The sequence below is a fragment of the Paenibacillus taichungensis genome (assembly GCF_013359905.1).
In the GTDB taxonomy this organism is placed as follows: Bacteria; Bacillota; Bacilli; order Paenibacillales; family Paenibacillaceae; genus Paenibacillus; species Paenibacillus taichungensis.
Window position 1 is genome coordinate 135,993 of record NZ_JABMCC010000106.1, and the last position, 12,797, is coordinate 148,789.

The following is a 12,797-nucleotide window of genomic DNA, read 5'->3' on the forward strand; positions in this document are numbered from 1 at the left end:
GGAGGAGAATATCATCATGACTATGATTACAGCGCGGCATCTGCAAAAGGAGTTCAAAACCCCTGTGGTACGCGAGGGCCGGTTTTCCGGGCTTCGCACCTTGTTTTCACGTGAGTATCTGTCCAAGGAAGCGGTTCGAGACATTAGCTTTGATATTGGCAAAGGAGAATTTGTTGGATATATCGGCCCCAATGGGGCTGGCAAATCCACCACGATCAAAATGCTGACGGGTATCCTTCATCCGACCTCGGGTGAGGTGCTGCTCGGTGGTATGAATCCACACCAGGAAAGACGTCGCACGGTTGGACGCCTCGGTGTCGTGTTCGGACAGCGCAGCCAACTCTGGTGGGATCTGCCCGTGAAGGATTCGTATGATATTTTGGCCGAGATGTACGGAGTCCGTGCCGAGGACAAAACGAAACGATTAGCCCAGTTCGCCGAGCTGCTGGATCTGGAATCGTTCTGGGCTACGCCTGTCCGTAAGCTCTCGCTTGGACAGCGGATGCGTGCTGATTTGGCAGCTTCCATGCTGCATGACCCGGAATTGCTTTTTCTCGACGAACCGACGATTGGACTGGATGTGAACGCAAAGCGGAACATTCGTCAATTTCTTCGTACGTTAAATGAAGAGTTTGGCAAAACGATTCTGCTGACCACCCATGACATGGACGACATTGAGCAACTATGCAATCGGGTGATGGTGATCAATCACGGTCAACTTACGTATGACGGCTCCATCCCCTCTCTGCGCGACACCATCGGTCTGCCAACACTTATTCGAGTTACGTATCGAGGTTCGTATCACATCCCGGACGCTATATCATCCGCCATTCAGATCACAGGGGCAGAGAACCAGATCGTCACTGTGGAGGTAAATCGAAAAGAGTGGAGCACGATGGACATTCTGAAGCAGCTCGAACAATGGGGCGAGATTGAGGATGTCGAGATGAAGGAACCCGATTTCGAGGATATTATTCATCGAGTGTACTGACTGACTGGCCTATTTTATTCAGAACTGGATGAGGGCCTGTTCAAATGCCGTTACATGCGGGAAGGACATGACGTACTGTAATAGCGGAGGTGAAGTGTCATGCTTGTTACCAAACACACACTTGCTGCATCCAGTGCACACGCCACTCCCTATTACCTCGTTCGAGGCACGAATCCCGGACCCGTCATCATGATTACATCGGGAGTTCATGGAAATGAAACCGCGAGCATGGCCGCTGCGCAGAAGCTGGCTAATGACTGCATGGCAGGGCGTCGACACGTGGTTCGCGGACTCCTTATTATTATTCCACGAGTGAATCAAAAGGCTTACCGAAACAAAAGCCGAGGAAAACCAGATTTAAATCGCACCTTCCCGCGGCATATTTCTAGCAAAGCCAAACATCCGCTTGCTTCGGCTATCTTTCAACTTGCCAGTCAATATGGACCTGCCTGGTGGCTGGACCTACATGAAGCCAATGGATTATCCCAACGCAGCTCACGGGTACTCGGACAAACCTTGATTACCAATCCAGGCAGCAAGGCTGTTCCGGTATGCAAACGAATTATAGGACGAATGAATCGGTCGATTCCCATTCGTGACAGGCACTTCAATCTGAAGCAGCACGAGTTGCCCGGTTCAGCACGAACAGCCGCAGCTCGCCTACTTCAAGCCCGCTCGGTTACCGTGGAGACCTGCTGGAGTCTGAACCGTTCAGACCGGATCAAGTATCAGACGGAAATTGTGCACCATTTCCTGCGCGAAGCAGGCCTGTTTTGAATTGCTTGAATCTTTATAAATAGCCGGAAGCATATAGACACCTTCAAAGATATTTCTCACGCAAGACGCGTCAGAGATGATCTTCGAAGGTGTTTATTGGCTTAAGGGTTATCTTATAAATGGCCATCTTCCTTGTTAATTCGGAAAGATTCAATGTAATTGTGAATATCATGCTCTGGCGTCAGGAGCAACCCCGCAAGAAGTGTCTGCATCCGCTGCAGGTTATCGATATGCAGCTGAATCTCTTCAATTCGATCACGTACAAGTGTTTTTAGTGCTTCACTCTCCATGTCCTCCTGGCTGAGCAGTTGCAACGTATCCTGTATTTCCTTTAAGGAATATCCCAGTGATTGAGCATCCTTAATGAATTTGACCTTAACCAGATAATCCTCGGTATACACACGGTATCCGTTAGACGAACGACGGGGAGCAGGCAGAATTCCACTGTCCTCGTAATACCGGAGCGTTGCCATGCTCACACCCGTACGTTTGGCTAACTCTCCTCTTGTCATGGTTTTCATGCTACTCCTCCATCCATCTCCACGTTATTTGGCCTGATAGTTCCGCAGCTTGGTATACTTGGTATCATAAATCGCCTCGGGAAAACGTTCTGACGGCCCTTCCAGCAAAGGCTGCTGCTCTTCTCCCTTCAAATAACGGTCAAAGAAGGCCAATGTATATGATCTTGTAATGTCCACATTATGCTCTGGTGTTATGCCTTTGGCAAACATGATAGGTGAAATTAACGGAATATCCGTGAAACTCTGATGGAAGAAATGATCCACGGTCAAGTAATACGTGTCATTGAGACTGCTTGTCATCACCTGATCCAAATCCGTTTCAAACTCGGGATAAAACACTTTATCCTTGGCAGTGGCGTTCGGGTCAAAACTTTTGGCTGTTCCACCTGACATGATATACATAAACGGCTGTTGCAAGGCTGTCGTGGATACAGTTCCCCAGAATCCGCCTTCCAAACTGAGTCCTGCTTTGAAACGGCTATCCTGGGCCAGTGCTTCCGCTGTTGTCGCACCACCATAGGAGTGTCCAAAGATACCCACATGATCCAGATCAAGCTTGCCTTCGAGCAGTTGATTCGGATCATGTTTATTCCACTGGGTGAGCGTATCCAGTACAAAGCTTGCGTCAGCTGCACGAATGCCAACACCTTCTATATTATGTTGATACACTTCCTCTGACGTTAGATCGTCAGGATCCGGCTCATAAGAAGCAACATGTCCATCCGGGAATGTCACTTGAGCAGAGGTATACGGATGGTCAATCCCAACAACAATGTAGCCGTGGCTGACCAGCTCTTCAATCGCGGTCATACTTTGAAAGCGTGCAGAGCGTATTCCAGGTGAAAACAGCAATACTGGATACTTGCTCTGTGCGGCAGACACCTCAGCGCCTTTAACCACATGCGTGGGAATTGTATCGAGATAACTGAACACCATCGGTGGAATTCCAAATACGAGACTGATCGCCTCTCCCAACTCGGCAGGATAATGTTCTAGCGGTAATCCTTTGGCTGTTTCCTGATCTACAGGATACCAGACATTAATCATAAGTTCTCGCTTATCACCCGCTTCAGCCGTCTTGGTCTCTTCCCGAGATTCATCCGTTAACTGCTGCGAATAGGTACCTATGGCGAATGAACCTGTCGGTTCAGGCATCGTGAATGCAGGGAAAAGCGACGTCAGCACAATTGAACCTGCACTGAGAGCCAGCACTAGAATCGATGCCAAGATGGTTTTGAACCACAAACGACGTTTCGATTTTTGTGTGTTCTGCATACGGCGTCCCGACTTCCGTAGTTGAATCGCCAATACAATCAGTAAAACAAGGGCTACGATATAGGTGGGCAGCAGCTGCACACGAAAATGATCGACTACCCCATGCAATAGAATAACCAGTGCCAGTGCTGACAACATACCTACTTTCACTGCGTGACGTTTGGGAGCCATCAACATGACAACTGCGCTAATAACCGTCACAATGACCAAAATCCATTCCAAAATTCTCATCGACTTACCTCCAACATGTTGTAATACATCAAGGATAAACCTTGAAGTATACTTCAAGGTCAAGGTATAAAAATGAGAAATTTATAATTACGAATTACACATACAAAAACCCGATAAACGACGCAGCCGGAAGTGGCTTGTACGTAAACATTATCGGGCTGTATTTATCGATTTATTCTTCCACAGTTACCTTCGTTCGGGGCATGGTGTGCATTGCACCAGCAGTGACATGGACCTGAACGATATAGACTCCGGATTGCTCAAACGCGTAGCTTGCTTCGTACAAACCTTCACCTGCTGATTTCGCGGTGATGGCTCCCTTGGCTTCAAGCTCTTCTGCACTCATCATGCCTTGTTCCAGAGATGGTGCCTCGGGTTCATCCTGTTCATTCCAGATCTGAAACTGCACATGGTCCGCATCATTCATAGGCTGCCCCCCTTGTGTAAGCTGGATCTGCAAGGAGACCTTTTCCTTAATGGACACCTTGTCCGGTACCATGAGCTTCACCTTGATCATCTCCGGCATCTCACCTGACTGGGACTGCTTCTGTTCCGAACAACCCACAGTCAGGAGGATCAGAATGATGAAGGGCATGAACCAACGGACTTGTCCGCTCATCAATCATCTGTCCTTTCTTATGAAGAAGATTTTGCTGTTTTGCCAATTCCCCACAGCATAACAATAATGATGATAAATGCGATCAGTGCAAGTAACGGAATTGTGATAAAACCAAACCAGTTCAAGTAATCGGTATAACACGGAATTTGGCCGCATGCCACTGAACTGCCCGTAGCCGAGTAAATACGCTGAATCGTTACATGGTATAACGAGATTCCGCCTCCAATAAAACTCAGCGGAAGAACATACTTGGTGATTCCCACATCATCCTTAAAGTAGGCTATGCCAAGTAAAATCGTTAACGGATACATGAAGATCCGTTGGAACCAGCATAGATCGCAGGGTATGTATCCCTTAATCTCACTAAAATAAAGGCTGCCTCCAGTCGCAATGACTGATACGGCCCAGGCAATAAACAGACGGGTATCAATATGTTTTGCCCGTCGCTCAGGCTTTGAAGCTGTGTCCATCCGCTTGAACCCCCTTTTCTTGTTTGATCATACCGAATAATAATACAACATACATGACTCCAACGGGCTAGTGATTACGATTATGTACAGTACACCACCGAACCATGATCAATAACACGTTGCGGCGAGGTTTCTGACTGTCTTGATTATACCAAATATTTGAATATTTTGATGTGGCCTTTTTGCGTCCATGTGATACAGATTGGATTGCAGGTTCACCAAGTATGATGAAGGTAAAGGCACTGAACCGACAATAGAAAAAAGCTGCCGTATGGGGCAGCTTTTTTCGTTCTTCTTTTATAAATAGTAATTACATGGATTTAGTCAGTGTGATCGAGCCATCTTTTTGCGCCCATTTTACATCCCAGCCAAGAAGCTCAGCGATGAAACGCAGTGGCACTTGTGTACGTCCGTCTTTGTTAACAAAGACCGTTGCACCCACATTTTTCTTCATACCGTTCACTTCCATAACGTTGTTGTTCACCCAGAACTTCAATGTATCATTACCAGCCATAACGGTTACTTGTTGTGCTTTTTTATCCCATTTCACGGTTGCACCAATTCCTTCGCTCAAGAAGCGCAGTGGAATGTAGGTTGTGTTTTTCCAGAGCATTGGCGTGGTGTCCATGTTGGTTGTCTTGTTATTGATTTTCAGCGTTTTGCTGTTCAGCTGCATCCATACGGTAGTTGTATCTGTTTCAGGCATTGTTGGTGTAGTGGGTTGCTCTTGGAATTTATCATTGAATTGCGTCACAATTGCATTACCAAGGGCTTGACCTACACCAAACATTACTTTGAACCCTTCACGGTTAGTCGTGTACGAACCCTCGTAGTTAGCCGCAGCGTACTGATCCAATACTTGTTGTACTTGCTTCTCATGTGTAGTCAATGCTTGTTGTCCGGCAGCTTTTGGCAGGTTGCCCGCTGTTGCCGAATCCAGGAATGTCGCGAACTCTGTTGTGAATCCGTCAATACGTTTCTCGACAGCTGCACGAGCCGTTGCATCATTGTTTTTAACGGCTGTTACATAGTCGCTTTGTGCATTCACGTGGTTGGTTACCCAAATTTTCTCGAACGCATTGGCACCGTCATTACCGTATATGGAAGCGATCGCTGCTTTGAAATCCGCTGTGTTTCCAACTTCAGCTGTAACCAGTGCATTGGATGCTGCTGTGCGGCCATCATATTGTTCTTGCATCTGCAGAGCCGACAGAGCGAAGTGCTCGGAAGCCAAGTGGTTCAGTGCAGATCTCAGATCAGCTGCTGGTGTGTCCGCTTTGCTATTCTCGAATTTCTCAGGCATTTGTGTTGTGATTGCCGTGGAAAGTGCTTTACTCACGTCGAACATTTCTTTGAAACCTTCACGGTAAGCTTTGTATGCATCTGTATAGTCACCAGCGACATATTCATCAAATACTTTTTGCACGAGATCTTCATGTACTTTCAAAGCATTTTTAGCTGCCGCTTTTGGCAATTTGCCTTCCGTTGCTGTGCTCAGGAATGTAGAGAATTCTTCTACAAAACCGTTGATATTATTCTGTGCCTGTTTGATTCCAGCCTGGTTACTCATCTTAGTTGCTTTCACAAGATCATCTGTATATTTGTTATGAGCGCGGAAGATCCGTTCAAATTCTTTGGCTCCTGCATCACCGTAAAGGGAAGCGATTGCCGGCTGCATATCCAATGCATTTTGGTCGAGTGCTTTATAAGCTGCGTCTGCATCTTTTGCTCCGTCATATGCCTTCGCCATTGCGGTTACTGCGAGTGCAAAGTGTTCGGATAATAGGTGATCCAGGCTCGCTCTCAGGTCAGCAGCAGGTGTATTCACACTTGCCTTCATTGTAGTCATTGGTGTCTGTGGTGCTGCTGCAGCCCCTGCGATTCCCGGCATCAATAACGTCAAGCTCAGCATGGGTGCGATAAATTTCTTCATTTTCATTTTCATTACGTGGTCACTCCTCGGTTAGTTTTGTTTATCCTTTGTTTCCTCGTCGTCGTCTTCATAGGGTGTAACGCAAGGTTCTTCAATCTGGATCACCTCTCTGGGCAAAAAAAATTGCAGCCTCCGTCCAGGAAAGCCGCAAATACGCGCCACAACAAGGTTTATCTCAAATTTAAAATTTTAAAATTATAGTGAACCACTCCTTTCAGCACTGCATAATTACTGTAAGTGAAGGACTTTATTTTCCTTAATTTATCAATAAAAGCTTACATCCAAGGTAAACTTGAAGTACAATGAAAAGAACGATTGATTTCAATGAAGGAGGTCATCGCATGACATTGCTGCCCTATATTTTAATTGTTGGAATTGCCCTGTTCGGTGGAATTGCTACCATGATCATCGGGAATTCAAAAGCGAATCAGACCAGCAATCCCGAGTATGATCGCAGGACCAAGCAAAATCTGAGCAAACTTACCTATGTATACGTTGGTGCCATCGTTCTCGGCATAGGCGGTTTCATCCTGTATTTAGTGAACTGAATAGTGCATACTCTCAGCAAAGTACATTTTTGAACTTTTTGATTAATTCAAGGTTACGTTGTACATATGGGATGGTTTGGCGAACCATTCCCCTCACTCATATGATGGCCAAGAGTCCACGTACCACCCACGTATGTAATTGTTCGTAAAGACTTTTCCTGCGGAAAGACTTACCTTCCTGTGTGTATCCCTGCTCAAAGTCAGCTACAATCTCTCCCACTTCTCTCTCCTTGCTTCTCCAACATCAATAATGTGAATGCTCTCCTCTGTAAATAACAAATCCCAAATCCCAAGATCCTTACACATGTTTACAAGTTGGAGATAATTCAGAATTATTCTGGATATGTTCAGCGGGTAATATAAAGCCATAAGGACAGCAAACCATTATAAATAACACAATTTAAAGGAGAGTTATACACATGAAGAAAAACTTGAAGAAATCCGCAGCAACGATGATGGTACTGAGCATGACATTAACAGGAGCAACGGGCGTATTCGCAGGAACACAACTGGAGAAAATCTCGGCATATCTTAACCATGGTATCAGCATCAATGTTGACGGTGCGGCGTACTCACCAACGGATGGCAATGGCAAGAAACTCGCTCCAATCACTTACAACAATTCAACTTATCTGCCTGTACGTGCGATTGCTGATGCGCTGCATGTACCTGTATCGTATGACGGTAAAAAAGGACAGGTGATCATCGGCGAAGCTCCAAGCAATCCTTCTACATTGAGTAATGTAACCTATAGCGCAGCGCAAAAAGAAGCCATTCAACAGGCGTTTGCACAGTTCGACGGCTTCGAGACAGCATACGCTCCTCAACAGATGATTGCAGGTGATACGTTTAAAAATGTAGGCGCTGGCGGAGATGGAGTAAGCTTTACTTTTAATCATATGAAAGTGGATGTGTCTCCAAGAGACTATTCGGAGGGTTACAATGGCAAAGACGTAAAATTGTCCAATGGCGTCACAGCCAAATGGTATACACCAGATCAAACGGGTATGCTCACGTTCAAACTGGATGATCGGTATGTCACAATAAGCTCACCTGACCATAAGCTATCTCAGGCTCAGTTGCAGCAAGTGGCTGTATCTGTACAAAAGGTGCAAGGCAATGATCAGGGCGTTACGGGCTTCGCTGATGTAAAATATACCCAAGAACAGTCAACTGCCATCCGCAAAGCCTTTGCGAAATTCCAAGGATTCGAGACTGCGTACGCACCACAACACATGATTGCCGGAGATTCATTCAAAAACGTGGCTGCTGGCGGCGATGGTGTAAACTTTGTCTTCAATCACATGAATGTCACTGTGTCGCCTAAAGACTATTCCTTCAGCTATGACGGTAAAAATGTTAAACTGCCAAACGGTGTTACCGCCAAATGGTACACACCGGATCAAACCGACATGCTGACATTCAAACTGGATGATCGCTATGTGACTCTCAGCTCGGCAAATAATGCATTGACGCACACACAGCTGGAGCAAATGGCTGTATCTGTGCAAAAAGTGAAATAATTTCGCAGCTAAAATCAAAAATTCACAAGGAAAATCATACAATACAACAAAACAAACACACATCACTCTGATCCTCCTGTGATAAGGGGACAAATTCGATGTGTGTTTTGTCCTATTTAAGACGATGGTGCAGCAGCCAGTAATAGCGATGCAAATCCATAATAAAATGAAAAACAACAAACGCCAACATAGTATACACACATATAAGTACAACAACAACCGTCTGTTGCGTGACAAAAGCAAGAGAAATATTAGCCAGTATATATCCTGCTCCGGTCAGCAGGGCTAACGTAGTGAGGGGCATTTGGACGCTTACACGTGCTTTTTCCCCATGGGTAGACTGTTGCAGTTTGCGCAAATGAAACTTGGAATACTGAAATAAGGCCAAACCATATATAGTAAACGAAGCAATCGCATACCACGGTGTTGTCAATCCCAACATGCCATAGGCGAACTTTTGAACCATAATGATAAAGCCTAATGAACAGACGACCCCAAATACTCCGCGAAACAGGACATAATTCAGTTGAAGCCTACGGGGCGCGATAATTAGAGCTATGGCCCATACATTCATAACTGCTAGAATTGGCAGTAGAATAGAAGCATATAAGAATTGGAACGGAACACTGAATATTGGAATAAGGAGAAATACGTTAAGAAAGAAGAACACCAGCGTACCTACACTGAAACGAATGCCCTCCGCAGCATAACAAACCAGATACTTATTAAACGCATCCTGCCGATAGGATGTTCCTTTGTATCTAGCAGACGTATCTGTGTTTAGGGATTGTGGGGAATGATTTTTGCGTACCATCTATTCGGGCCAATTGAAACCCAAATGCTTTATCCAGCTGAATTCCGGTCCTTTTATCATTCTGGTTCCCCTTCCCTACTTATTTTCTTGCTGTAAACACAGCCGTCAATCCGCTAAACGAATCACTCTCCGATAGTTCATATAATCTATCATATCCTCCCAATCCAATTCCCCTGCGTTACTGTCACGATAGTATACGGCCGCAGCGGGTAGGAAACCGACCAACGGACCCATGCCACCACAGATCATCGCGCCACCGTCGCCACCTTTGGGCATCAAGTTTCCAGACGCATCAAGCGTGAGCTCATAGTTATAGGGATCTCCAGCAAATTGGACGCCAAAAAAGTTGGGCAGCTCCAGATCATACGGACGGTCATTCTCAACTACTAGAGAAGGGTCCGGCTCTGCCGATTCATCCACAATTCCCTCCACCTCTTCGAGGCTTCCAAAATGTTTCAATTTCATCGTGTAGTCGAAGCTGTCTCCCCATGGAAATAACGTGCGACAGCCCCCTCCGTACAGATACTCCCACTCGTCTTCAGTAAGCAAACCAAAACCCGCTTTTGCTTCTTCATCAATTAAATATTCCAACGTCAAATCTTCATTGAACCAAAATATCTGTACTGCCTCACCTTGACGAACCAGACGGAACTCTTGATGCAGTTCATATTGGTTCAGATCGGACAACTTAAACTTCTCCATCTCTTCTGCAAAATAGGCACTCTCTTGCGCCATCGCTTCAGCTTCCGTCACTTCAATCCAACCAAGGGAATGGTTGCTGCACTCCACCAGCATGGGAGCAATGTGCACTTCCCTGACCGGAGACATCTGGCTACTAAAAAAAGAATCCACGTCATCCACACCATACTCACTAACCGTCTCCAGCAAATCCGCAGAAGTCTCTTCATTCATTCCATCCTGCCAGCGATCCCAGCCAAGTGTCACCTGATCACCAGGCACAAACACAAATTTCTGCGCATCATACGAAAATACACCTGTCTCGATTCGCTGACCGAATCGTTCAAATGTCTCCAATCCTTCATATTTCATACCTGTGGGAAAATGACTGAGCAAATTACGCAGCCGCTCCTCCTTTTCCTGAGCGGACAGTTCTTCCCATACATCCCGATTCAATGGCCCCATATACTCATCCACCTTAATTGTATCGTTATACATCACATCAACATTGAAAATCCGTCATGGGCCTTTCCTTATTTCCCAGCGGCCTTTAACAGTTCTAACAGCAATTCTTTCCGTCTTCCCTCAGCCTTGCGTGCCAGCGTTGCAAGTTTCTCCACCTTGCCCCAGATCGGATACAGCACATGCTCCACTTCATAAGTTTCCAATCCTTGCAGCGATCGGACCAGAAGTTCAAGCTTCTCCTCATCCTCCAGTTCAGCCTGGATCTTCAGCTTCAGGGAATCCGTAGAACGACGCAGGCAGGTAACTAATGCAGTTATGGAACCGGCCGTTACACCATGTGTCTCAGCAAAGGCAACGGTGAATTTATCCTGTACCAACTGATGCTCATCATCCACTTCACCCATGTAATATTCAACCAACGGGAAATACCGCTCATCTGCCAATCCAAGTCCGAAGGTTGCATAACTGCCTGGCATACAGTTCTTTTCACCCTCTGTATCCGCATAAAATTCGAACTCTTCGATCGCTGCACGTGCATAGTCTTCAAGCAGCGGACGCAGCTCCGGGTACTCCAGCGCGTTTGCGAAAAATCGATGGGTATCCGACTTCGCAAGCCCTTTAATCGGCAGATACTGCTTCACGCTGGACTTGAGCTTGATCTTGTAACTTTTGGGGAAGCTCTGCTTCAGCAAACGGGTGATAAAAGCAATAGCCTGTTCATACGCAGACACTTCTTCCTTTCGAATGATGATAGTAATGATCGAGAACACATCGTTCGCGGTGCACTCCACCTGCTCATTTTTCAAATGGATATCTTCCTTGGCATTGGCTCCGCTACCTTCCGTCATCATTCGCGCTGCACGGTTACTACCCAATTGTTTGGCCAGTTCCAAAAAAGTAAGCCCCTTCGGTTTACTGTAACTAGGCTCATAACGAAGAATCATCACGGCTGCATATAGCAGCAGATCGATAGGTTGTGCCAGCTGCTGCCCATGCTCACTCTGAGGCTCGTCCTCCTCCAAAGAAGCACCTGGCTTAAGGGTATATATATTGGCGCTGTACGCAGAAGACTGTACATCAAAGTACTGTGGCAGAAAATGATTCTCCGCCCAAGACGTTATCGCACGAATAATGTCACCGCGATGCTCCGCCAGAGCTTCCTGACGCCCTTTATTTAACTCCTGTATGCGATCATATTGCGCTATAGTCCACGCTACGTCCAGTTCAGGGAACAATTTCGGATCAAGCAGGTGACGCGTCAAAAAAAAGGATTCCAACGGCTTTGTTGGATATGAACCTTTCAGCAGCTTCTGGTCTACATATGTATGAATGCGCTCAATCAACTGCTGCCTTTTCTCTTCGTTGATATATTCGAGTATGGTCACTTGCAGCTTTCCTTCTGTCGTTGGGAATTTCCCGCGAAAGGTAAACCGATAGTCGATCAACGGTGTATCCGCCAGCTTGTCCAATTTCTCTTGAATCACTTCTACAAGCCTGGGCTGGATCTCATTCCGCACTTGTTCTTCCGTAAAGGGACCGGGATTCTTCGATTTCAATCCCTCATCCAATCCAAGATCCACACTGTCTACCGTGGGCCTTCCAGGTCTGTAATCCAGCAAAATATCATTAAAGATCCCCATTTGCAGCGTTGTTCGCTTCACAGCCTTTTCCAGGTCATCCCGCTTCATCTGTTCACTAAACCATTCTTCAATGACCTCAATCATCTCTTCCATTGCCTGATCATAGAGTGTACTCATGCTTCGACCGCCTTTCCATTTATCAAATCATTCTTCAAACCATCTATGCTAAAAATACGTATTGATGTTCGTATATTACCTATTATCTTACTCTCTCACGCATCTGCGAAACAATAAGTCTTACGCACGGTTGTACGCAGAGAAATTAATAGATAAATTTCTTATTTACATGTCTAAGCATCCGTACACAAAACA

Annotated in this window: 12 protein-coding genes; 4 read left to right on the forward strand and 8 right to left on the reverse strand. The window is 45.9% G+C overall.

Features of this window, described 5'->3' with window-relative positions; all coding sequences use genetic code 11:
• Positions 1-22 precede the first annotated feature (22 nt).
• A complete protein-coding gene (locus tag HP548_RS11540) occupies positions 23-991 on the forward strand; it encodes an ABC transporter ATP-binding protein (protein WP_076291288.1) in 969 nt (322 codons plus the stop codon).
• A gap of 99 nt (positions 992-1,090) precedes the next feature.
• Positions 1,091-1,768 (forward strand): M14 family metallopeptidase, encoded by a 678-nt coding sequence (locus tag HP548_RS11545; protein ID WP_175381695.1) that lies wholly within the window; start codon positions 1,091-1,093, stop codon positions 1,766-1,768.
• A gap of 113 nt (positions 1,769-1,881) precedes the next feature.
• On the opposite strand, the gene HP548_RS11550 is transcribed toward HP548_RS11545, so the two are convergent.
• The 5 genes from HP548_RS11550 to HP548_RS11570 all read right to left on the reverse strand — a co-directional run bounded on the left by HP548_RS11550 (position 1,882) and on the right by HP548_RS11570 (position 6,823).
• On the reverse strand, positions 1,882-2,289 hold the full coding sequence (locus HP548_RS11550; protein WP_175381696.1) for a MerR family transcriptional regulator: 408 nt from the start codon (positions 2,287-2,289) through the stop codon (positions 1,882-1,884).
• A 24-nt stretch (positions 2,290-2,313) separates the two neighbouring features.
• Positions 2,314-3,795, reverse strand: a complete 1,482-nt coding sequence (locus HP548_RS11555) for an alpha/beta hydrolase family protein (protein ID WP_175381697.1) — start codon at positions 3,793-3,795, stop codon at positions 2,314-2,316.
• A gap of 172 nt (positions 3,796-3,967) precedes the next feature.
• Positions 3,968-4,414 carry a FixH family protein gene (locus HP548_RS11560; protein ID WP_175381698.1) on the reverse strand — a complete coding sequence of 149 codons (447 nt, stop codon included), beginning with the start codon at positions 4,412-4,414 and terminating at the stop codon, positions 3,968-3,970.
• 17 nt (positions 4,415-4,431) lie between these two features.
• Entirely contained in the window at positions 4,432-4,884 is a 453-nt protein-coding gene (locus HP548_RS11565; RefSeq protein WP_099858539.1) for a disulfide oxidoreductase, read from the reverse strand.
• Positions 4,885-5,194: 310 nt separating this feature from the next.
• Positions 5,195-6,823 (reverse strand): copper amine oxidase N-terminal domain-containing protein, encoded by a 1,629-nt coding sequence (locus HP548_RS11570; RefSeq protein ID WP_175381731.1) that lies wholly within the window; start codon positions 6,821-6,823, stop codon positions 5,195-5,197.
• Between the two features lie 335 nt (positions 6,824-7,158).
• Between HP548_RS11570 and HP548_RS11575 the strand changes: the two genes are divergently transcribed.
• Both HP548_RS11575 and HP548_RS11580 read left to right on the forward strand, forming a co-directional pair.
• Entirely contained in the window at positions 7,159-7,365 is a 207-nt protein-coding gene (locus tag HP548_RS11575) for a hypothetical protein (protein ID WP_076291194.1), read from the forward strand.
• Between the two features lie 419 nt (positions 7,366-7,784).
• Entirely contained in the window at positions 7,785-8,888 is a 1,104-nt protein-coding gene (locus HP548_RS11580) for a stalk domain-containing protein (protein ID WP_175381699.1), read from the forward strand.
• 112 nt (positions 8,889-9,000) lie between these two features.
• Here HP548_RS11580 and HP548_RS11585 read toward each other — a convergent pair whose 3' ends face one another.
• From HP548_RS11585 to HP548_RS11595, 3 genes are all read right to left on the reverse strand, one after another.
• Entirely contained in the window at positions 9,001-9,702 is a 702-nt protein-coding gene (locus HP548_RS11585) for a hypothetical protein (RefSeq protein WP_175381700.1), read from the reverse strand.
• Positions 9,703-9,807: 105 nt separating this feature from the next.
• Complete coding sequence (locus HP548_RS11590; RefSeq protein WP_175381701.1) at positions 9,808-10,881, reverse strand: hypothetical protein; 1,074 nt, start codon at positions 10,879-10,881, stop codon at positions 9,808-9,810.
• A 32-nt stretch (positions 10,882-10,913) separates the two neighbouring features.
• Complete coding sequence (locus HP548_RS11595) at positions 10,914-12,602, reverse strand: DUF6138 family protein (protein WP_175381702.1); 1,689 nt, start codon at positions 12,600-12,602, stop codon at positions 10,914-10,916.
• Between the last annotated feature and the right edge of the window lie 195 nt (positions 12,603-12,797).

Coding starts and splice junctions, on each gene's coding strand:
- HP548_RS11545 (WP_175381695.1), top strand. CDS start 1,091: ATGCTTGTTACCAAACACACACTTGCTGCATCCAGTGCACACGCCACT.
- HP548_RS11570 (WP_175381731.1), bottom strand. CDS start 6,823: ATGAAAATGAAGAAATTTATCGCACCCATGCTGAGCTTGACGTTATTG.
- HP548_RS11550 (WP_175381696.1), bottom strand. CDS start 2,289: ATGAAAACCATGACAAGAGGAGAGTTAGCCAAACGTACGGGTGTGAGC.
- HP548_RS11580 (WP_175381699.1), top strand. CDS start 7,785: ATGAAGAAAAACTTGAAGAAATCCGCAGCAACGATGATGGTACTGAGC.
- HP548_RS11565 (WP_099858539.1), bottom strand. CDS start 4,884: ATGGACACAGCTTCAAAGCCTGAGCGACGGGCAAAACATATTGATACC.
- HP548_RS11595 (WP_175381702.1), bottom strand. CDS start 12,602: ATGAGTACACTCTATGATCAGGCAATGGAAGAGATGATTGAGGTCATT.
- HP548_RS11575 (WP_076291194.1), top strand. CDS start 7,159: ATGACATTGCTGCCCTATATTTTAATTGTTGGAATTGCCCTGTTCGGT.
- HP548_RS11540 (WP_076291288.1), top strand. CDS start 23: ATGATTACAGCGCGGCATCTGCAAAAGGAGTTCAAAACCCCTGTGGTA.
- HP548_RS11560 (WP_175381698.1), bottom strand. CDS start 4,414: ATGAGCGGACAAGTCCGTTGGTTCATGCCCTTCATCATTCTGATCCTC.
- HP548_RS11585 (WP_175381700.1), bottom strand. CDS start 9,702: ATGGTACGCAAAAATCATTCCCCACAATCCCTAAACACAGATACGTCT.
- HP548_RS11555 (WP_175381697.1), bottom strand. CDS start 3,795: ATGAGAATTTTGGAATGGATTTTGGTCATTGTGACGGTTATTAGCGCA.